Raw genomic sequence first — 21950 nt, 5'->3', positions numbered from 1 at the left:
TTTATTAGCTATTTAAATCCTTGAGCTTGTTCTTGAGCGACTAATTTTATTCGTCTTAGTTGTGCTTGCATATCTTCTTTTGTCCAAGCGGCTGCAAAAGTATTAAATCCCCAACGAATCAAAGGATTAGCAATTGTAAATTCAAAGCGATTAACTAATAGCGTACCTTCCTTTACAGGTTGACATTCCCAGCGATCGCGTCCTTGGAAAAAACCTGTAAATTCCCAGACAATTAAACCGGGTTCTCGTTCCACTACTTTGCTGTTTAAAGTCGGTTGTAAAACGGGAATTTGAATTACAAATCGACTGCGACTACCTATTTCTGTACTCCACTCGCCTACGGGATCGCAACGTAAAGCTGGATTTAACCAGCGGTGCATTAAGACGCGATCGGTAATACAGTGTTCTACTACCGTGGCGCTCGCTTTAATCTGAATTGATTGTTCAAAAACTTGCCAATCTGATTTCACGTTCAATGGTATCCTTTTTAATTTAACTTGATTCTCTTTGATTCCGTTTAATCTTTATTATTAAACAAGTTTTGCACTTTTGGAATCAATTTTGCTCTTTGAGTAAAATTTACTAGGTCGGGAATGTGAAATTAAATCCCGCAAATAAGTTACCTAGTATACTGAGAGGATTTTATATCTATCTTAATTAAACTTTAACTTTTCGGTAGGGTAACTAAAAAGCCTTTCCCGAAAGGCTGATTTCACCTAATTTCTAAAATTCGCAATTTCAAAGATTTGTTAATTTGTTAAATCATTTACCATCTATTCAAGTAAATTCGGGGACAAGCAATTTACCTATAAAGGTAGATGACAAGTAAAAATCGTGAATTTATGCTTGCCAAGGTCGATTTTATGGTATGTTAACCAACAATTCTGACATTAAATCAGAAAAACTATGAATAGCATTTGGCAAAGTACAGCACATTTAGATTTGAATGTGCCGATCCTCCCTCATGAAATTGTGGCGCAGGTAACAAGAACCGTTAACCCCGTAGATGATACGGTTGATGTTGTCCAGCGAACCACTTCTAACATTGGTCAATTTTTACCCAATTTGTTAGGTGCGATCGTCTTCTTAGTTTTAGGCTGGCTATTAGCGGTAATCATCGCTTGGGCAGTCAAGAAACTACTAAATCGCACTAGCATTGATAATAGGATTACCTCTTGGGTGACAGGGCGAGCCGACGCAGAAAGCCTACCTGTAGAAAAGTGGATTTCTGATGTAGTATTTTGGATAATTTTCATCTTTGCTCTAGTCGCTTTTTTACAAGCACTTCAGCTGACAGCGGTTTACGAACCACTCAATAACTTACTCAATCAGATCTTTACTTTCCTGCCGAAATTAGCAGGAGCAGCTATTCTGTTAGCTATTGCTTGGGTAATAGCAACAATAGTTAAATTGGTAGTGACACGCTCATTACAAGCAGTTCGATTAGATGAGCGACTTAACCAAGAGGTTAACGATACAAGCAACCAATTTTCCGTCAGTGAAACTATTGGTAATACACTTTACTGGTTTATCTTTTTACTGTTTCTTCCCGCGGTTTTAAGTACATTAGAATTAGAGGGAACTTTACAACCAGTACAGCGATTACTCAATGATATTCTGGCAATATTGCCGAATATATTTGCAGCGATTTTGATTGCAGCAGCAGGTTGGTTAGTTGCCCAAGTTGTCCGGCGAATTGTAACTAATTTGTTAGTAGCTGCGGGAACGGATAGATTAGGTTCTCAGTTCGGAATTAATCCGGCGACAACTGGGAAATCTCTATCTTGGATTATTGGTACTATTGTCTACGTACTGATTTTAATTCCAGTTGCGATCGCTGCTTTAAATGCTCTGAGAATTAGTGCGATTTCGATTCCCGCGATCGCCATGCTCAATGATATTCTCAGTGCAATTCCGCGAATTTTCACAGCGGCAATTATCTTAGCGGTAGCTTATGGAATCGGTAAGTTTTTAGCTGATGTAGTCACCAGTATTTTAACCAGCATTGGCTTCAACAATGTTTTCAACTGGATTGGTTTACCTCAGCCGAGACAAACTCGCAGTAGAATAATTGTCTCTCCCTCAGAAACTCCTTCTGATATTCCTCAACCACCGACAGTCGAAGAAAAAACTACTGCTTCGAGAACCCCTTCGGAAATCGTCGGAATTATTGTATTAGTGGGGATCATGCTATTAGCTACAGTAGCAGCTGTAGAAGTTTTAGCATTTGCAGCCCTCACCGCAATTGTTACCGGAATTGTCGCGATCGCTGGACAAATTTTGGTTGGTTTAGTGATATTTGCGATCGGTTTGTATTTAGCAAATCTCGCTTTCAATTTGATCGTCAGTTCTGGGAATCAACAAGCAGTTATCCTGGGAAATGCGGCGCGAATTGCGATTATCACCTTAGTTTCAGCAATGGCTTTACAACAAATGGGTATTGCTGCGGATATCGTTAATTTAGCCTTTGGTTTATTGCTTGGTGCGATCGCCGTAGCCGCTGCGATCGCCTTTGGATTAGGTAGTCGTGATGTCGCTGGCGAACAAGTTCGAGATTGGTTAGAAACCTTTAAACGCAAAAAGAATGAACCACCGAAATTGTAGTTAACTCTATTCAATAATTTGAATAGTTAAATTAGGGTGCTTTACCAAGTAGAAAAAGCACCCCTTTATTATCTTTAGGGTGTCGGAATCTAGGATAAATTGTTTAGGGCTTACACTTACCAATCACGCTGAGGATAAATGCCATAAAGACAAATAATATACTGTGATTCTCCTTTTCCATCTACATCTTTGACAGTAGGCAAATTAGGTAGAGCAAAGGCTGTTGTGCCATTACCTCCATAAGTTGTTCCTAAGATACTAAATAAAGCTTGATTCTGCATGATTGATAATTCCTGACCATTACAAGCAGCCCAACCTCTAGGAACATAGGTGTTAGGAAAAAGAATGATGGTTCCAATAAATGTTTCCATGAGTTTCACCATCGGATAAAATGTATGATTTATTATTACCACATCGCGGAAAAATTAAGGCAACATGAAGATATTTGAAAGATTAATAACAAATGTTTTCGCTCCAAGTAAATCATTATTAAGCGGTCTTTATTTTTGTAGTTGCCTGTGCGGAATGTAGATTTTAATCGTCTTTATGTTTCCTGTGAAATTCTACTATATAATTTCGCCCGCAATTCATCTTTTAAACGATTCAAAATTGAATCTTCATCCAAAGAAGATAAAATTTGGTCTACCACAGCTTTTGGCCCATCGGGACCCCAAGAAGCACCATTTGCTAAATAAGCTTTGGTAACTTGTCCAATTCCATAAGAAGAAACACCAGCCACACTTGCTTGAGTTAATGCAACCGAGAAATAAGCACCTAAAGATAAACCTCCGGTTGCTGGTGCGCTTAAACCTAACAAACCTTTTAAAGAACTTAAACCCAAATTTGCCACTAATTCACTAGCAGTTAAACCACCCATACAAAGAGCAATTCTTTTTAACAAAGATACTGCTCCTTGTTGCGTCATTTGAATTCCGTAAAGTTTGGACAAAGTTAAAATCAAAGCGACATCAACGATCGCACCACTAAATAAGTCTATTACTGTAAGTGGATTTAGAGCGATCGCCACTGCCTTTGTCACCGAAGCATTCCAAATAATTCGATTGGCACTATTTTCCCGAATTGCCATTTTTCGCTGTAATACTTGCTCATTTACTTCATCAGCAAACAACATGGAATTCAGTGCAATTAAAGACTTACCTTCACGATGCAAAATCTCTAAAATCTTTAATTTTAATTCCTCAATTTGCGGTTCTCCGGCTTTCATTTGTACGCCTAAACTACCATCTTGTCGCCGGATTGCTTGAGCGACTAAAGGAGAAGCCGCAGCCATAACAATTTCATCAGGTGAGAGTAATTCTCGCACGCGATCGTCACGAATTTTCTGATAAATTGCCATGCGATCGACTTCAGGATATTGATCTATTTTGTTAAATACTAATAAAATTGGTTTACCAGCCGATCGTAATTCCGAAAGCGCACTATGTTCCACTTTCGTCATATCGCCAGCAATCAAAAATAAAATTAAATCAGCCTGTTTTGCTACATCTCGCGCCAAAGCAGCACGAGTTTCCCCATCTACCTCATCTAATCCCGGAGTATCAATTAACTCTACTTGGGAATTACCTTTTCCCGGTAAAGCCACGCGCAAAACTTGCGAATTCCCCTCACCCACAGTTTCTTGAAAATAGTCCCAATTCGCCCTTTGACTACTGCGAGTTACCCCATGTAAAGGGCCAGTTTCAAACACTTTTTCCCCTAACAAAGCGTTGAGCAAAGAAGATTTACCTCGCCCTACCATGCCAAACACGGCAATTTGCACTACTGAACGTTCTAACTTGTCCAGCATATTTTGTAAATCATGAATTTCCGACTCTAGTCCGGCTTGTTCTTGAGGCGAAAGGTCTAATTTAGCAACAATCTCTCTTAAGGCTGTTTGCGCCTGTTTATAATTTAGTTCCTCTTGAATATCAGTAAAGCTAAAAATAGCATTGTCCAGTTCCCTTTCCAGGTCTGGGGAATTTGCGGAATCATTTTGTAAACTTTTTTGTGACCCAGAAAAAGTAGTCAAAGTGCATCCTCCGGTCAATTACAGGGTGAGCGTGGGTATATATTTTGATCCTAGTAAGATTGACTCAAATTGCCATCCGTTTAACATGAGAAAAGAGTGTTAAAGTAGATTGTCCTGAAATCGTGAGCGCAAAACGTCTACCAGAAACCACAGCCTTTGTCCGCATTACCGAACTTTGTTGGCTACAGGGCAAAATTGTTGGGGAAGTGAGAGCCGACGATTATGAGTGGCACTTCCAATGGTCTTTTAAACAAGGCAAGTTATCTGTTCAACCTACTCTAGGACGTGCTTTAATTATCGAGCCTTTGGGTAGGTTTCTGGAACAGTCTGATTATCAATTAGAGCCTGGTGGTGATTATGCTTTCACTATTCGGGCGAAGTTTTAAAGAAACAGGAAATAGGGAACAGTGGAAAGTCTGGCGTTTTGAGTTAATAGCTGACTAAACGTCCTAAATATCTTTCGATCAGTAGAATGGCGACAATATCATCTATGGGACGGGGTACAGGTCGCATTCCTTGGGGAATTAACTTGTAAAGCCCTTTGGGTGGGTACATTTGCCAATAGCGATCGCGTGCCTCTAAAGTACTATATCGCTCATCCACCAAGATAATTCGCAGAGGTTCTGGCAGTTCTTGATTGAGTTGTTTTTTCCAACTTTTAGCGGTAGTTTGATCCCCCATGACTAACACAGAAATCGGATAAACTTGCCTTAATTCTTGAATGGTAGCGATCGCTTTTTCCGCAGTCACAACTTCGTGGTAGTGTAATTTGCGATCGACTGCCATCACCGCTAAACCACATTTTTGCCGCCCTGGATCGAAACCCAAAATCACAGGCTGTTTGGGCGATCCCTTAAAGTCAGGATTAGGACTATCAGGAGAAAACATGAGTCAATTTTAGATTTTAGATTTTAAATTTTAGATTAACCTCTACAGATCCCGCAGAAAATTCCTCTCCTCTGTCCCCTTACCCTGTTGGCGAGGTTCTAAAAACCACCTGTCCGCCTTGAATTGCGACTAAATCCATTCTGACTGGCCCAGCAGTGTAAGTAGTATCTGATGCTACTACTTGGACATCTAAGGGTTCTTTTGATTTTTTTAGTTGCTCCAAAAAGCGGGTTAAGGTTTCAATGCGATCGTCTCCGATTTGCATCGTATTAGCGACTATTCCGGCACGTCGGGCGCGATACTGAGAAGCAGCAATCAACAATTCGATTCGCTGGCGTAGTTGTTCTTCTGTCATTTTTGCGGGATCGGCAGAAGTTGCTGCTAATACTTCCCCAGCTTGAAAAATCACGCGATTCGGAGCCACATCAGCAAACACCTGCACGGGCGACTCTCCCAGGACATAATTACCAGCAGAAATAATCCGAACTACATAATCATTGCCATCATCTATTTGGTCAATTAATTGGTTGACTTCTGTTTCTCTAATTACAATTACTTGTTCTTTAAAGTTGTTTTCTCCAGGTTTAGTGCGTTGGATAGCCGATCGATTAGCTTGCGTCAATAATTGATCTACAACTGAACGAGCAGCTGTCGGATCGACAATCCGAAACACTCCTGAAGCTAATACTTGACCTCGGAGTAATCTAACGTTTCCTTGACGTAATTCTTGATAATCCTGATAATACTGCTCTAAGGTGGCAACTTCTTGTTGCAGTATGTCTAATTGTTTCCCTCTTTGACTTAGTTGGTTCTCTTTTTCGTTGATTAACTTTTCCCTTTCAGCAATTAATTGTTCGCTTTGATTCAGTTTTTCTTCTAAGGCTTTTAACCGCTTTTCTTGCTGAGCAATTATTTGGTCTTGCTGTTGCATTTTTTGAGCGCGAATCCCAATTTCGCGTTCTCTTTGATAAATCCGTCGATCCTGAGTTCTAATTCTTTGATCGCGCTCATTTATCGCTGTATCGCGAACGGCAATTTGTTGGTCTTGTAATCTAATTGTGCGATCGCGTGCCGCTATTTTTTCATCTCTTTGATCCAGTTGAGCTTTTAATTGCGTAATTTGCTGCTGCACTTGATCCCTTTGGGCGATCAATTCCCTTCTTTCTGATTGCAGTTTAGTAATTTCTCCGCGTAAATTTTCGGTTTGCTGCGAAACTACTTTTAACTGTTCCTGAGTTTGACTTAATTGCCCTTGAGTTTCACTCAGTTGGGCTTGAGTTCGATTTAATTGCGTTTGCGTACCAGCTTGTTTAGCTACTGCTTCCGAAAGTTTTGCCAATGCCATCTGTAACGCTTGATTTGTTTCATCTAAGCGTTTTTGTGCGGCTGCTTGTTCTGCTTTCGCTTGGGCTAACTCATTTTCAACTTGATTTTTTTCTCTTTCTACTTGAAATTTCTGCGCTTCTACGAGTAGTTTTTCCCCTTTGGTTTTCTCAACTTCTTGGCGGGCGCTTTTGAGATTTCTTTGAATTGACTCTAAGCGAAAAACACCCGTGCGTAATTGGTCACTGGCGGCGAATAGAATTGCCAGTGTCGAACCGGAAATTAAACTACCTGTCAGGAGGGTGATCAACACCGCTGTGTTCTTTGGTCGTAAATTGAACAAGCTGAGTCTGGCTTTGCCCACTTTCGTACCAATCCGATCGCCCACCGATGCGATCACGCCTCCCAACACCAAAACTGCTGCGATCAGAATTAACCCGGTGGTCATATTCAGCTAAATTAGCTCCATATCCAGACTATCTCACACCCTAACTAATATTGAAGTTAGTAACTTAAATAGATTGAATAAATTTACACCTATTTAAGCTTTCCTCTTCTCCGAAGAGAAGTAGTTGAGATTACTGTCAATCCGCAAATTAGGTAAACTGTTGGCTTAACGCTACTGGGTTATGGACAGTAATCTTTTTCTTGTGGATGGAGATCATTTTTTCCTGCCTAAGATCCCCTAGCAAACGAGTTACCGTTACGCGAGTGGAACCGATGGCTTCAGCGATCGCCTGATGGGATAGCTTTAGATCTATAGTAATCCCATCTTGACCAGAAACGCCAAAATCGCGGCAAAGAATTAACAGAAAACTAACCAATCTAGAACCCATATCTCTATGAGCTAAGGTTTCAATCATCATTTCTGTTTGCAGAATCCGCGAAGATAAGCCACGCAGCATTAACATTGCTAACTCTGGGTTATCTTTCAGTGCTTGTTCTACTTGATCGATTGGTGCTGAGAGCAATTCTGCTGGTGTAAAAGCTACCGCATGATAAAAGCGATCGGAGCGATTACCTGTAATCAGAGATAATACTCCAAACACACTATTTTCGCGCAGTAAGGCGACTGTAATTTCTTCTCCAGCTTCGTAAACTCGCGAAAGTTTTACTGCACCTTTGAGGAGAAAATATACCCTTTCTGCGGGATCTCCAGGAAAGAAAATGGTCTTTCCCCTTTCAAAGGTTTCTACAACTGGTGGAAACGCACCACCTCCTATTTGCCGAAATACAGATGCTAGCGGTCTATCGTCTAAAACGACCATGTTTTTTTACCCTCACCGACACCCAAGAAACATATTTAATTCTTGGCAATTAACCTTAGTAATAACTCCTACCATCTCAATTTCCCAAAGCTAGCTGATGAATTTTTGCTCTTGGGTCAAGATGTTAGTTTATTTGATGTTTGTGTTTTTGACTATTCTGCACTGCCGCACTTTCATAATTTTTGCCAATCGAGTCGGAGATAGAGAAATTTCCTGTGCAATATAACACATATTACCTACTTACATAATTGCATTTTAGCTCCTTAATGTTTACAGAAATTTCTCGGCCTGAAAAGAGAGTGAATTTCTTGCGGTTCAACTCAAGAAACTATGGCAAAATTTGAAGTATTTGGGGATTTTTTCTGTATTTTAAGACACATTATTGCCAAATTACCTGTAATTTTAGCCAGAATAGGGGAATTTCGGCACTGTTTCCGGGGCAACTCTCAGATATAATTAACGACTATGCTAAATTTAACCGGAAAAAACGCACTTGTAACTGGCATTGCCAACAATCGCTCGATTGCTTGGGGCATTGCCCAACAGCTTCATCAAGCTGGAGCCAACCTTGGCATCACCTACCTGCCTGATGAAAAGGGTCGCATGGAAAAAAAAGTAGCTGAGTTGGTCGAACCACTCAATCCCAGTTTGTTTTTACCATGCGATGTCCAAAATGAAGCCCAAATCCAGTCCACATTTGAAACAATCCGCGAAAAATGGGGTAAGCTGGACATTTTAATTCACTGTTTGGCTTTTGCCAAAAAAGATGATTTATCAGGGGATTTTAGCCAAACCACTAGAGAAGGCTTTAACTTGGCTTTAGAAATCAGTGCTTATTCGCTGATTCAGTTGAGTGGGGCAGCTAAACCTTTGATGACGGAAGGTGGTAGCATTATCACGCTATCATATTTAGGCGGTGTCAGAGTGGTTCCTAACTATAATGTTATGGGGATCGCTAAAGCAGCTTTGGAAATGAATGTTCGTTACTTAGCCGCAGAATTAGGCTCGCAAAATATTCGGGTAAATGCGATTTCGGCAGGGCCAATTCGGACTTTAGCTTCTTCGGCAGTTGGGGGAATTTTAGATATGATTCACCATGTTGAGGAAGTGGCACCGTTAAAACGAACTGTTACCCAAACTGAGGTGGGTAATGCAGCTGCTTTCCTATCTAGTGATTTGGCTAGCGGCATCACAGGTCAAGTTTTGTATGTGGATGCTGGTTATGAAATCATGGGGATGGGTTAAGTTAATTTAGTGATTTGAAATTAGGTTATGCAAATTAGCGATCGCCAAGTTCTTTCTCACGAACATCCAGAACAAACTACCCCCGCACGTATGGCAACTGTCAGACGGACGACGGGCGAAACAGATGTGCAGGTAACTATTAATTTGGATGGTACAGGTGTCTGTATTTCCAAAACCGGAATTCCGTTTTTAGATCACATGATGCACCAAATTTCTTCGCATGGATTGATAGATTTGGATGTGCAAGCAACGGGTGATTTGGAAATAGACGATCACCACACAAATGAGGATGTAGGAATTACTTTGGGTCAGGCGTTGGGGAAGGCTTTAGGCGATCGCAAAGGCATTGTCCGTTTTGGTAATTTCCTCGCACCTCTCGATGAAGCTTTAATTCAAGTAGCTTTGGATTTTTCGGGAAGACCTCATTTAAGTTATGGTTTGGAAATACCAACCCAGCGTGTAGGAACTTACGATACTCAGTTAGTTAGAGAATTTTTTGTCGCCTTGGTAAATCATTCCCAAATGACTTTACATATTCGTCAATTAGACGGAATTAATTCTCATCATATTATTGAGGCAACTTTTAAGGCTTTTGCTAGAGCAATGCGAATGGCTGTGGAATTCGATCCTCGTCGTTTGGGGAGTATTCCTAGTTCTAAAGGGGTTTTATAAGATTTTTTTTGAACCGCAAAGACGCGAAGAGCGCGAAGGAAGAAACCGCTCCAGACGCAGAGAAGAGATTAGAGAGATTTCAATACTGCTCGGTTAAGAGTAGGGGCGAAGCATTCGGGCGACAATTTATGACTCAAACCCTAGATTTTCTGTCCGAATGCTTCGCCCCTACAAAGGCAAAAAATGCTTAACCGAGAAGTATTGAGAGAGATTTTAGGATTTTTACTCGGCTCCAATGATGGGAGTTAAACGTTGCTCGATCTCATGAAGATAGTCTGTTAAACCTGTATGAATACCTCGTTTTCGGAGATGTTCTAAACTTGTTTCTTCCCAACATTGCTGTTCGCGTTTCATTTTTTTGGCGCTTTGAAAAAAAATCTTCTGGGGTGGGTGGATCATTCTTAACCAGGTAATAAACTCTACCCAATGCTGGTTGTGCAGTTATAGGTGGACAATTGTCGGGAAAATAGTCAAGAAATAACATCAAATTATTACGTAATTTAGCACCTTAATTCGTCATTTTTGACTATTTCCAAGATTAGCAGGAATCAGGCAATTTTCAGAAAATTACCAACCTAAAAGCACCCTTCCACCCATAGGCAGACTTCAGCCGCCAGAGCTAATGTGTTATAAAAGTCATAATTCTTAACGATTATTTACTAATGGTGGTTTCCTCCTCTGGCTTCTCCAAGCTGAAAAATTCCTTGACAAATTTAACTTTATTTGGTAAAAGACTCACTCCTGAGTTAGTAGCCATTTTATCGGTGTACTTCGTTCAGGGTATTTTAGGGTTGGCACGCCTAGCTGTGAGCTTTTTCCTCAAAGATGAGTTGGCACTTAGCCCAGCTGAAGTGTCGGCTTTGATGGGGATTTCGGCTTTACCCTGGATGGTTAAACCTTTATTTGGCTTTATTTCTGATGGGTTGCCAATTTTGGGTTATCGACGGCGACCTTATTTAATTCTCTCTGGGTTTTTGGGATCTGCGGCTTGGATTGGTTTGGCGACAGTGGTGCATAGTGTTTGGGCGGCGACAGTGGCGATCGCTCTCTCCTCCCTATCAGTTGCCATAAGTGACGTAATTGTAGATTCCTTAGTCGTAGAAAGAGCCAGAGGAGAATCAATTAGTCATGCCGGATCTTTACAATCTCTTTCTTGGGGCACTTCCGCATTGGGCGGTTTAATTACTGCCTACTTTAGCGGCTTTTTATTAGAACATTTCAGCAACCGTACTGTATTTGCTATTACCGCAACTTTTCCTTTAATTGTATCAATGGTCGCTTGGTTAATTGCTGAATCGCCAATTATCGAAAAACCCGATCTTTCTACAGCTTGGCAACAAGTTAAACAATTAAAAAAAGCTGTTACTCAAAAAGCGATTTGGTTGCCCACCGCATTTTTATTTCTCTGGCAATGTACGCCTACCGCTGATGCAGCATTTTTCTTCTTTACTACTAATGAATTAGGATTTCAACCGGAATTTTTAGGCAGAGTTCGTTTAGTAACTAGTGTTGCTTCTTTGGTAGCAGTTTGGCTGTTTCAAAGATTCTTTAAGAATGTTCCTTTCCGCACCTTTTTTGCTTGGACAACGGTGTTGTCTGCGGCGTTGGGAATGACAATGCTGTTACTAGTTACTCACACAAACCGCGCTTTGGGAATTGACGACCATTGGTTTAGTTTGGGAGATAGTTTAATTCTCACTGTTATGGGACAAATCGCTTATATGCCAGTGTTAGTTTTGGCGGCAAGGCTTTGTCCTCCCGGTGTAGAAGCGACTTTATTTGCACTACTTATGTCAGTGACAAATTTAGCACATTTACTCTCTTATGAGTTTGGCGCTTTATTAATGCACTGGCTGGGAATTACAGAACATAATTTTCAATCTCTTTGGATATTAGTCGTAATTGCTAACTTAAGCACTCTTATCCCTTTGCCTTTTATAAATTGGTTGCCTAAAGGCGATCCTCAAGCAGAAATCTCTGAGCAACATCTTCAACCAGTCCCCGCTTTGGAACTTGATTCTACTGCTTCTAAACATTTAGCACAAGCTTTTCTACCTGATTTAATGTCAGAGTTAGTACCTCAATCCTTTTTAAGGGAAGCAGAAAAAACGGCAGATTAAGTAGAAAATGTAGAGACGTTGTATACAACGTCTCTACATTTTCTAAAAGCCAAAAATTATTTTGTTTGACACACTTTACCAGATTAACAACTACTGAATATGCAAAACTTCCAACTTTACGAACACGCATCTACAGTTCCAGCTAAATGTTACGATCGCCAAAAATGGCAAAAAGGTTATCAATCCCTGAAACAAGAATTTAATTACTGGATTGATGATATCGAAGGTGAAATTCCCCCCAATCTCCAAGGTACTTTATTTCGTAATGGCCCCGGTTTATTAGATATTAACGGTCAAAAGTTACATCATCCTTTTGATGGTGATGGTATGATTTGTGCTTTTACTTTTACCAATGGCAAAGCTTACTTTCAAAATCGTTTTGTAAGAACTAAAGGTTTTCTCGAAGAACAAAAAGCCGGAAAAATTCTCTATCGTGGCGTTTTTGGCACTCAAAAACCTGGGGGTTGGTTAGCTAATGCTTTTGATTTAAAAGTAAAAAATATCGCCAATACTAATGTAATTTACTGGGGTAAAAAACTTCTTGCACTTTGGGAGGCGGCTGAACCTCATCTCCTCAACCCAAATAATTTGGCGACTTTGGGAATGGAATATTTCGATCGCGTTTTAAAAGAAGGAGATGCTTTTGCTGCTCATCCCCGCCTCGATCCTAATTGCGAATGGGATGATGGTAAACCTAGATTAGTGAATTTTTCTATTAAGCCAGGACTTTCTACTACTATTACTATTTACGAGTTAGATGAGTCTGGTAAAATTGTCCAGCGTCATGCTCATTCTGTTCCTGGTTTTGCCTTTATTCACGATTTCGTGATTACCCCAAACTACTGTATTTTATTTCAAAATCCTGTAGCTTTTAATCCTTTACCTTTTGTATTTGGTTGGCAAGGTGCAGGTCAATCTATCAAATTTAATCCCAAAGAACCAACACGCATTATTATCATTCCCCGTCATGCTAATACTTCTATTTCAGAAGTAAAGATTTTAGAAACTCAGTCAGGTTTTGTTTTCCACCATGCGAATGCTTTCGAGCAGGATAATGAAATTTATATTGATTCAGTTTGCTATGAATCTTTGCCTACAGTCGATCCGAATTCCGATTACCAGGAAACGGATTTTGATGCGCTTTCTCCGGGACAACTTTGGCGGTTTGTGGTTAATTTGAATGAGCAAACTGTACGGCGAGAAATGTTAGAAAGTCGCTGTTGCGAATTTCCTTGGGTGCATCCGGCAAAAGTCGGTAGACTTCATCGTTATTTGTATCTTGGCGCGGCTCATGCAGCTTCGGGGAATGCGCCGCTTCAGGCAATTTTAAAAATTGACCAAGTTTCGGGAGAAAGGCAGCTTTGGAGTGCTGCACCAGAGGGTTTTGTCAGTGAACCTGTATTTGTTCCGGCTACTGATGCCGTTAATGAGGATGATGGTTGGTTGATGACTTTAGTGTATGATTCGGCACATCATCGATCGGATCTAGTAATTTTAGATGCTCGCAATTTACATCAAAAACCAGTAGCTCGGTTACATTTAAAACATCACGTTCCTTACGGATTACATGGGAGTTTTACACCAGAGGTATTTGAGATTAATCATTTCAGTATTTAATTTAATAAGTTGGTAAAAAACTTAATATTTCGATCGTTAATTTTTTTCAATTTTGAGGGGATTATAATTTTAGAGGGTTGACGGGGAAAAATATAAGCAGTAATACTAATGCAAAATAAAGCATTAGTTGCTTTTTCCTATAATTAGCCAATTAACAGGGTGCTAGCCAGGTAAACCCAGATGAAATTCACAATAGTTATTACTACTTACAATCGTCTGTCTTTGTTAAGACGCTCAATTGCTTCTGCCTTGGCTCAAACTGTACCCTGTGAAATAGTTGTAGCTGATGATTGTTCCTCTGATGGTACAGAAGCATATCTCTGTAATTTGCAGGAAGAGCTTTCTGCGAAGGGAGATAATCGTTTAGTTTATCACCGCAACTCTCATAATATGGGTCATGCGGCGACGATTAATGCTGGTGTAAAAGTGGCTACGGGAGATTGGATTAAGCCTGTAGATGATGATGATTATTTGGCGAATAATTGTGTTGAGGAGATCGGAAAAGCGATCGCACTCCGTCCCCAAGCTGTAATTTGTTCCTGTCAAGCCGCACAAGTTGATGTTAACCAAAATGAACTGAGTCGCACCCGCAAAACAGGCCCCGGTAAAGTTTTTTACATTCCTCAAGAAGACATTCACTATGGAATGTTACTTGAACAAATTCCTTTTGGAACTCCGATTCAAGTAGCCTTTCATCGTGATGCTTTTCTGAAAACAGGCGGCTGGGATTCGCGGTTAGATGTTAATTTTGATGATATCGATTCTTGGGTAAAAATTGCTCAGTTTGGTGATGCTATTTTCATTAATCAATGTTTAGCTTATCGCACGGTTTGGCCTGGTGGTTATAATCACAAATTTTCACTAAAAAGGCGACTAGAAACTCATATCGAGCTTAAGGAAAAGATTTACACTTTAGTCGATCAAAAGCATCAGGAGAATATTCCTAATATCCAAGCTTTTCGTAATTATCTTAAATTACACTGGGCTTTGGTTGCTGGTAAACAGCGTAAACTGAGTGATGCTTTAAGTTTTGCTTTACCTGCTATTTTTTCTATTCCGGCTTGGCAACTTTTATTTACTGCCATACTTAGCCGTTACGATCGGCAATTTTTGTTACAAAAGCAGTTGGATAAAAATGTCTGGGTATGGACAAAACTTTCGACTTTGATTGGCGAAGATAAATGTTCTACTTGCTCCGAGTTTCAGAATATTCGCAATTATTTACGATTGCGTCATAGTTGGAGTGCGATTAAGCAACGCAAATTTCCGATCGCCATCAAACTCGCTTTTCCTGCCGTGTTATCTTTACCAGCTTGGAAGCTATTTGTTAAATCTACGATCTCATCCCACCAACACCAAAAAGATTCTTTGATTCGTAAGTTTGTGTTAATTGAATAATTTTATTTGAATAACAAAATAAAATTAGTGTTTAGGGTCAGGGATTTTTTGTTTTGGGAGTGTAGCTTGGTAGTACCAGAAATGCCCAGTTGTTTAACTATTCTGTAGTTAGAGCAACAATAAGTATTTCTACGCTATATTAAGTTAATTACGAAATGTAAAGCGATGCCAAGCAACGGCATTTGCTCCTGTTTACTTTGTACTAGGACGAGATTCTGTGACCTCATTACTACAACTTTCTCAAATAGAAGATCTAATCGCCGCGTTTTTCCAACATTCGGAGGGAACTTGGCACTCAGAACGCCGCTATTACACTTTGCCACAGGTGCAAACTAAAGAAATGGTAAGTATTCTGACAGTTGAATTTTTGGAAAAAGGCAGGAAAGAACTGCGAGAGTTAACGCAATTGCACGGTTTAAGTGAGGAAGTGATTCTCAGTTGTGGTGCAAAGGTGAGTTGGGAAAGTCTGGAGTCTGTGAGTCAGAAAAAGCAGTCAAAAGGAGAAACTTTGTTTGGTGCTTTAGGAAATATTTTATATCGCGATCGCGGTTTCGCCACCCCAAAACCTGTGACAGCAAAGTATTATTTTTCTAATCCACAAACTTTATGTTTACGAACTGAATACAATGATTCTGTCTTTGAAGAAGAGTTAAAATTAGTTGGGAAAAATTACCGCACCAGACAATCAATTATTTCTCGTGCTGGGGAACAATTGATGATTGGTCAATATTTGGAGAAAAGAATTTGACCGGAGTTTCTCTTAAGCTTTAATTAGCAGTTAGTTAGCTCTAAGATAAATTTCTGGTTGATAGCTTCCAACCAGAGGCTACTAACATTTCTATACTACAGCAAATACTAAAACCGAGTTTAGGGTGATAAAGGGTGGCATATATTCCTGAGTGAGTTTCGTTCATTTCCAGAATATAAGCTTCGATACCCTTGCGATCGCAAATTAGTTTTTGTCCCACTTTCCAAGCTGTCATTGCTTACCCCTGAACTTGCCTTGTTAACTAACTTACTATCAAGTGAAACCGATACAATTCCTGCTGTTGACTCATCCTATTGGGTGAGTTAGCGATCGATAATTATTTATTCTTCAGTTATTCATCCCAAATCCGGTTTAAATACCCCCGCTATTCTTTAGTTGTAGGGTGCGTCAGATCGGAAATTTCATCAACAATCTCAAGCTTTAAATTTCTGACGCACCCTACTAATTAATAATTAATAATAACTCCCCGACTTGCGATGATGAACGGCAGTTGTAGGGTGCGTCAGATCGGAAATCCAATCAACAATCTCAAGCTTTAAATTTCTGACGCACTCTACTAATTAATAATTAATAATAACTTCCAGACTTGCGATGATGAACGGCAGTTGTAGGGTGCGTCAGATCGGAAATCCAATCAACAATCTCAAGCTTTAAATTTCTGACGCACCCTACTAATTAATAATTAATAATAACTCCCTGACTTGCGATGATGAACGGCAGTTGTAGGGTGCGTCAGATCGGAAATCTCATCAACAATCTCAAGCTTTAAATTTCTGACGCACCCTACTAATTAATAATTAATAATAACTCCCCGACTTGCGATGATGAACGGCAGTAACACTATCAGGAGTTAACACTTTTCCTTCATCTGCTGTCGCATAAACTAACCAATGATCGCCGCATTCCATCCGATTTTGGACAGTACATTCAAGATAAGCTAAAGCACCAGTTAAAATCGGAGCCCCATTTTTCGCTTCTTCAGTTTCAATATCGGCAAAACGGTCTTCTCCGGGAGCAAAGTTTTTCATGAAATGCTTCCGTAACTGTCGCCCTTCTGCCAAAATATTCAACACGAACTTATCACCAATGTGAGTCATTGTTTCTATGGCGCGATCTTTAGCAACAGCTACAGTAAGTCCTGGGGGGTTAAAAGTTGCTTGAGAAACCCAAGAAGCTAACATACCGCTTTTTAAGTCGCCTTTTTTGGTAGTAACTACACACAAAGAACCGATAATTCTTCCTACTGCTTGTTCAGTTCTCGCTGCTTGAGAGTCCCCTACAGGTTGACGTAATGGGCGAACTTTTTTGGCTTTTTTCAACGCTTGAGCGAAGTCAGTTCCGGCTTCTTCGCAGTATTGTAATGTGCTGTCTTCGGGTTTAAATTTAACGCGAATTGGTTCAAATCCAAAGCGATAACCTGCGTCTTTTAGTTTACCTTCAATTAAATCAATTGCTTCGCCACTCCACCCAAAAGAACCAAAAACGCCAGCTAATTTAGTTTTTGCTGCGGTGGATAAAACTATTCCTAAAGCTGTTTGAATTTGGGTTGGTGCGTGACCTCCTAATGTGGGAGAACCGATAATAAATCCATCGGCTTTTTCGATCGCAGCCTGAATTTCTGTAGGTTCAGAAAATTCACAATTGATAGTTTCAACGCTGACTCCAGATTTAGTAACTCCGCGAGCGATCGCTTGCGCCAAAGCAGCAGTATTCCCATAAGCAGAAGCATACAAAAGCGCCACATTTGCTTCTTGATTCTTCTGTTGCTGACACCATTCCCGGTAAGATTTAGTCAAATCTGTTAAGCTATAAAGCACTAAAGGGCCATGACCTGTGGCATAGAATTTGACGTTAAATGGTGCTAACTTTTCCAAGGCTGTTTCCACTTGTCGTGCATGGGGAGCCATTAAACAATCGAAATAATAACGGCGATCTTCTTGGAAAATAGTCCAACCTTCATCAAATACTTGATCGCCGCAAATATGCGCTCCAAAAAGTTTGTCAGTGAAGAGAATCTTTGTTTTTGGATCGTAAGTACAAAGTTGATCGGGCCAACGAGGACTAGGTGTAGCAATAAATTCTAAATGATGATCTTTACCAACATCTAAACTTTCTTCTCCCTTCACTACTAAAATGTTTAATTCCTGTTCAGGAAAAGCAGTTCTCAGAGCGATCGCACCCGGATTAGAACAAACAAAAGTAATTTGCGGCGCTAATTCCAACAAAGCTTTTAAAGACACGGCGCGATTCGGATTTACGTGACCCAAAATTACATAATCTAAACTTTTTGGATCGATGTATCGCTGTAAAGCTGCTAAGAAAATTTCCGTAAAAGATTCCCCAGGAGGGTCAATTAAAACGCTTTTTTCGCCTTGAATTAAGTAGGAATTAGCTGTTGTTCCCCGTTGTAAAGCGTATTCAATTTCAAACTTTAACCGATCCCAAGTGCGCGATCGCATTACTACTGTGTCTAAGCCGATCGGTAAAACTTGTACATCTCTTTTCTTAGTTGCTTGGATCATAGTTTTTTTGTATTTGATAAAGGTTTCCGGGAATATTTAACTGAAGTACAAAACTTGACGATCTCTCAAAAATGGCAGATCTTCTTTAGTGATGTTTACTCACTCCATTGACATTACTTTCTAACATATTAGCAGCAATTATAGAATCTTCCGGTGATTTTTCAGTTGTGAGAGAAGATTCATAAGTTTCTTTGCCTTTATGTCTTAAAGAAACCATTTTTTCGGGATCGATTCCATTAAATGTTGGTGGTAGCCATGCTCTGACTATGAGCAGTAATGCCATAACTATCAAGAAAGCGCAAGCCGATAAAATTTGTGTCCAATGTGCTTCTAAAACTCCTCTGACTAACGCTTCTCTTAAAACAGATACGATCGAAACTTCAACTGCAACGCCGATCGATACTCGTTGTTCCTGTAAATAAATAATCAAAAGCCGGAACAACTCCACCAAGATTAGCAAGAAAAGAATATCCGATGTTACTACTTTGAAATTTAGCGGTGGAAGCAATTCAAAAAACATTGCTCTTAGCTGAATTGCCATTAAACTAAACAAGCCAATGCAAAGAGAAATAATTAACAAATCTTGAATTGTTTCTAAAAAACGGACAATTCCCGCCTTATTTAACCATCCACCACTAGTTGACTGATTCTTTAATAACTTGTACATTTCTTCATCCTCTAACTTGATAGTTTCAGCATAGCTTTAATTAAGTTATAAGTTAAGCTGTTTTCTATCAGGATTGCTAATCTTTTTCATCAATTCAGAATCAGCCTTAATAGCAATAAAGAGGTAGGTAAAAACCTACCCCTAAAAAATAGCAATCAATCAACAATTAGTAGTGATTTCCTACTTTTCTGTGGTGAACTGCGGTGAGAGAATCAGTTTTACTAACTCTGCCACTTTCCACAGTTGCATAAACAACATAATGATCGCTGCATTCCATCCGACTAACTACTTGGCATTCTATATAAGCGAGTGCATCGGTTAAAATTGGGCAACCATTTTCTGCTGATTGAGTTTTCACCCCAGCAAAGCGATCGGCACCTGGAGCAAAACGCTTTAAGAAGTGTTTCATTAACGCTTGATAATTGCCTTCTTCCAACACATTTAAAACGAATTTATCTCCGGTGTGCATCAAAGATTCGATCGCCCGATCCTTAGCCACCGCAATCGTAACACCCAAAGGTTTGAAACTAGCTTGTACTACCCAAGAAGCCAGCATCGCGCTAGCTACATCGCCTTTTTTCGCAGTAATAATATAGAGTCCACCGCTAATTCTTCCTAAAGCTTTATCTAAATCACTATCCAGCGATTTCATTTGCTTAATACTGCGATCGCGACTCAAAAACTGCCCTAAATCTGTCCCCGCTTCTTCACAGAGTTGGTAAGTTCCTTCCGAGGGATTTTCCGTAACTCGAATTGGTGGAAAAGCTTCAATTAAACCTGACTCTTTGAACTTATTTCGTAGCGGATAAACTGACTCATCCTCGCCGCCACCAGACTCAAACAAACCAAAACTTTGTTTCGCTTTTGCCGCTGCCAAAATTGTACTTAAGCCAGCTTGCGCCACATTAGCATTTGACAAAGGTGGCATTCCAATTACAATACCCGAAGCATTGCTAACTAACTCGGTAATTTCTTGGGGATCTGCTGATTTTAGATCCATCATTTCTACCGCTACACCAGTTTTAATGATCCCGTGAGCAATAGTTTGGGAAAGGCGATCGCTAAAGCCATAATCAGAAACATAAAACACCGCCACATTTGTTTCGGCTTTAGTTTGTTCTTGACTCCATTTCCGATAGCGACCAGTTAATTCTTTAACATGGTGAAATAATAACGGACCGTGACCTGTAGCGACAGTTGTAATTTCTGGTAACTCTCCCATTCGCTTCAATGCAGAGAGAACCGATCGAGCATTTGGCCCCATCAAACAATCGTAGTAATATTTAAAATCCTCTTCAATTACTACCAAATCTTCATCAAACAAGCTATCAGAACAATAGTGCATTCCAAAAGCATCGCAAGTGTAAAGAATTTGCGTCTTGTGGTCAAAAGAGAAAATAGTATCAGGCCAATGTAAATTAGGAGCAATCACAAATTCCAATTCATGACCGTTACCCAAATCTAACTTGTCACCATTTTTGACAATGCGCCGTTCAAATGGTTGATGAACTAAATTTTCCAAAAATTGAATTGCCACTTTCGAGCCAACTACTGTAATGTTCGGCGCTAGTTGTAAAATATCCTTGACTAACCCGCTGTGGTCTGGCTCAGTGTGACTGATAATTAGATAGTCAATCTTCGCTGGGTCGATCGAGCTTTTCAGAGTGTCCAGATATAACTGGCGGAATTTCTCGTGGGAAGTATCCACCAAGGCAGTTTGCTCACCTTGAATTAAAAAGGAATTGTAAGTAGTGCCATTTTGCAGACCAAATTCAATGTCAAAGCGATCGCGATCCCAATCCAACGACCGAATCGCCTTCGTCTCAGGCGCAATGTCCTGCGTCTGGATAGTCAACCGCTTTTGGGTTTTCTCAGTGAGCAATACCATATCTAGCCTCCTTCCTGCCAACCCGGAGAAAATTCATCTGACTTTATTCTTACATGATTAAAGTTTAAAGATTTATTAAAAAACCTATCACTCAGTTAAAAAACATAAAACAGTGAAACGGCAGAACGACAAAAAACACAATCCTTGGTTAGCCTTGACGATCGGCAATTCCCGATTACACTGGGCTAAATTTAGCGGCGCAAAACTTGTTGAAGCTTGGGATACAGAGCATTTGGGTGCTGGCGACGAAAGATTAGCTTCTGGAGAATGGAAAAAACTCCCCCTCTACATCGCTTCGGTAATTCCCTCGGAAACATTGTTTTGGCAAAATTTCCCTAACGTCAAGATAGTTAACCGCGATCAAATTCCCCTGAAAGGGATTTATTCGAGTTTAGGGATCGATCGCGCCTTAGCAGTTTTAGGCGGAGGAGTCACTTCCGGCTGGCCTATATTAGTAATTGACGGTGGTACCGCTCTCACTTTGACAGGCGCAGACGAACAACGCCAACTTATAGGCGGTGCAATTTTCCCCGGATTAAAATTACAAATCAAATCGTTAGCACAGGGAACAGCCGCATTACCAGAAATTCCCCTACCCGATCGACTTCCTGACCGTTGGGCATTAGACACAAAGTCAGCCATTCAAAGCGGCATAATTTACACAGTACTATCAGGAATTGCCAACTATATGCAAGCTTGGTGGCGCGAATTTCCCCAAGGACAAGTTGTGTTAACAGGGGGCGATCGAACCCTCCTTTTCAACTACTTAGAAACTCTATTTCCCGACCTTGCTAAAAAAACCAAAGTAGATCCCAACTTAATCTTCTGGGGAATCCGAAATTTAGTAATCACTCATTAATTGTAGGGTGCGTCAGACCCCAAAGTTAATTGAAACCATCAACATTTAACTTTCTGACGCACCCTACTAATATTAAGTCCA

Annotated in this window: 20 protein-coding genes; 9 read left to right on the top strand and 11 right to left on the bottom strand. The window is 40.2% G+C overall.

What is annotated here, in order from left to right; all coding sequences use genetic code 11:
• Positions 1-8: 8 nt before the first annotated feature.
• Entirely contained in the window at positions 9-476 is a 468-nt protein-coding gene (locus tag ACE1B6_RS18315; RefSeq protein ID WP_413258692.1) for an SRPBCC family protein, read from the bottom strand.
• A 430-nt stretch (positions 477-906) separates the two neighbouring features.
• Here ACE1B6_RS18315 and ACE1B6_RS18310 point away from each other — a divergent pair, with 430 nt between their 5' ends.
• Positions 907-2604: a mechanosensitive ion channel gene (locus tag ACE1B6_RS18310; RefSeq protein ID WP_413258691.1), complete on the top strand. Its 1698-nt coding sequence runs from the start codon at positions 907-909 to the stop codon at positions 2602-2604.
• Positions 2605-2720: 116 nt separating this feature from the next.
• Here ACE1B6_RS18310 and ACE1B6_RS18305 read toward each other — a convergent pair whose 3' ends face one another.
• On the bottom strand, positions 2721-2975 hold the full coding sequence (locus tag ACE1B6_RS18305; RefSeq protein WP_413258690.1) for a phage tail protein: 255 nt from the start codon (positions 2973-2975) through the stop codon (positions 2721-2723).
• A 173-nt stretch (positions 2976-3148) separates the two neighbouring features.
• Entirely contained in the window at positions 3149-4573 is a 1425-nt protein-coding gene (locus tag ACE1B6_RS18300) for a GTP-binding protein (RefSeq protein ID WP_459563057.1), read from the bottom strand.
• A gap of 182 nt (positions 4574-4755) precedes the next feature.
• Here ACE1B6_RS18300 and ACE1B6_RS18295 point away from each other — a divergent pair, with 182 nt between their 5' ends.
• A complete protein-coding gene (locus tag ACE1B6_RS18295) occupies positions 4756-5019 on the top strand; it encodes a DUF3146 family protein (RefSeq protein WP_413258688.1) in 264 nt (87 codons plus the stop codon).
• Between the two features lie 43 nt (positions 5020-5062).
• On the opposite strand, the gene ACE1B6_RS18290 is transcribed toward ACE1B6_RS18295, so the two are convergent.
• From ACE1B6_RS18290 to ntcA, 3 genes are all read right to left on the bottom strand, one after another.
• The gene (locus ACE1B6_RS18290; protein WP_459563053.1) at positions 5063-5521 is read right to left on the bottom strand and encodes a pre-16S rRNA-processing nuclease YqgF; all 459 of its coding nucleotides are present in this window, start codon (positions 5519-5521) and stop codon (positions 5063-5065) included.
• 79 nt (positions 5522-5600) lie between these two features.
• Positions 5601-7292, bottom strand: coding sequence for a DUF3084 domain-containing protein (locus ACE1B6_RS18285; protein ID WP_413258687.1), 1692 nt, complete (start codon positions 7290-7292; stop codon positions 5601-5603).
• A gap of 148 nt (positions 7293-7440) precedes the next feature.
• Entirely contained in the window at positions 7441-8112 is a 672-nt protein-coding gene (gene ntcA, locus ACE1B6_RS18280; RefSeq protein WP_193980593.1) for a global nitrogen regulator NtcA, read from the bottom strand.
• A 465-nt stretch (positions 8113-8577) separates the two neighbouring features.
• Here ntcA and fabI point away from each other — a divergent pair, with 465 nt between their 5' ends.
• Entirely contained in the window at positions 8578-9357 is a 780-nt protein-coding gene (gene fabI / locus ACE1B6_RS18275; RefSeq protein WP_413258686.1) for an enoyl-ACP reductase FabI, read from the top strand.
• A 27-nt stretch (positions 9358-9384) separates the two neighbouring features.
• Positions 9385-10029 (top strand): imidazoleglycerol-phosphate dehydratase HisB, encoded by a 645-nt coding sequence (gene hisB / locus ACE1B6_RS18270; protein ID WP_413258685.1) that lies wholly within the window; start codon positions 9385-9387, stop codon positions 10027-10029.
• Positions 10030-10251: 222 nt separating this feature from the next.
• Here the strand turns inward: hisB and ACE1B6_RS18265 are convergent, their stop codons facing one another.
• Positions 10252-10383, bottom strand: a complete 132-nt coding sequence (locus ACE1B6_RS18265) for a hypothetical protein (RefSeq protein WP_413258684.1) — start codon at positions 10381-10383, stop codon at positions 10252-10254.
• Between the two features lie 308 nt (positions 10384-10691).
• Between ACE1B6_RS18265 and ACE1B6_RS18260 the strand changes: the two genes are divergently transcribed.
• The 4 genes from ACE1B6_RS18260 to ACE1B6_RS18245 all read left to right on the top strand — a co-directional run bounded on the left by ACE1B6_RS18260 (position 10692) and on the right by ACE1B6_RS18245 (position 15912).
• Positions 10692-12149, top strand: coding sequence for a folate/biopterin family MFS transporter (locus ACE1B6_RS18260; protein ID WP_413258683.1), 1458 nt, complete (start codon positions 10692-10694; stop codon positions 12147-12149).
• A 99-nt stretch (positions 12150-12248) separates the two neighbouring features.
• A complete protein-coding gene (locus ACE1B6_RS18255; RefSeq protein ID WP_413258682.1) occupies positions 12249-13766 on the top strand; it encodes a carotenoid oxygenase family protein in 1518 nt (505 codons plus the stop codon).
• 180 nt (positions 13767-13946) lie between these two features.
• Complete coding sequence (locus ACE1B6_RS18250; protein ID WP_413258681.1) at positions 13947-15164, top strand: glycosyltransferase family 2 protein; 1218 nt, start codon at positions 13947-13949, stop codon at positions 15162-15164.
• 217 nt (positions 15165-15381) lie between these two features.
• Complete coding sequence (locus ACE1B6_RS18245; RefSeq protein WP_413258680.1) at positions 15382-15912, top strand: phycobiliprotein lyase; 531 nt, start codon at positions 15382-15384, stop codon at positions 15910-15912.
• Positions 15913-15952: 40 nt separating this feature from the next.
• Here the strand turns inward: ACE1B6_RS18245 and ACE1B6_RS18240 are convergent, their stop codons facing one another.
• The 4 genes from ACE1B6_RS18240 to ACE1B6_RS18225 form a co-directional block, all read right to left on the bottom strand.
• Positions 15953-16147, bottom strand: coding sequence for a hypothetical protein (locus ACE1B6_RS18240; protein WP_413258679.1), 195 nt, complete (start codon positions 16145-16147; stop codon positions 15953-15955).
• A gap of 583 nt (positions 16148-16730) precedes the next feature.
• On the bottom strand, positions 16731-18452 hold the full coding sequence (locus ACE1B6_RS18235) for a diflavin flavoprotein (protein WP_459563056.1): 1722 nt from the start codon (positions 18450-18452) through the stop codon (positions 16731-16733).
• Between the two features lie 88 nt (positions 18453-18540).
• Positions 18541-19122, bottom strand: a complete 582-nt coding sequence (locus ACE1B6_RS18230) for a phosphate-starvation-inducible PsiE family protein (RefSeq protein ID WP_413258677.1) — start codon at positions 19120-19122, stop codon at positions 18541-18543.
• A gap of 166 nt (positions 19123-19288) precedes the next feature.
• Positions 19289-21010: a diflavin flavoprotein gene (locus ACE1B6_RS18225; RefSeq protein WP_413258676.1), complete on the bottom strand. Its 1722-nt coding sequence runs from the start codon at positions 21008-21010 to the stop codon at positions 19289-19291.
• A gap of 112 nt (positions 21011-21122) precedes the next feature.
• Between ACE1B6_RS18225 and ACE1B6_RS18220 the strand changes: the two genes are divergently transcribed.
• Entirely contained in the window at positions 21123-21869 is a 747-nt protein-coding gene (locus tag ACE1B6_RS18220) for a pantothenate kinase (RefSeq protein ID WP_413258675.1), read from the top strand.
• The last annotated feature ends 81 nt before the right edge of the window (positions 21870-21950 follow it).

It is taken from the genome of Floridaenema fluviatile BLCC-F154 (assembly GCF_041929135.1).
Taxonomy (GTDB): Bacteria; Cyanobacteriota; Cyanobacteriia; order Cyanobacteriales; family Aerosakkonemataceae; genus Floridanema; species Floridanema fluviatile.
This window is presented reverse-complemented; position numbering and strand designations above follow the sequence as displayed.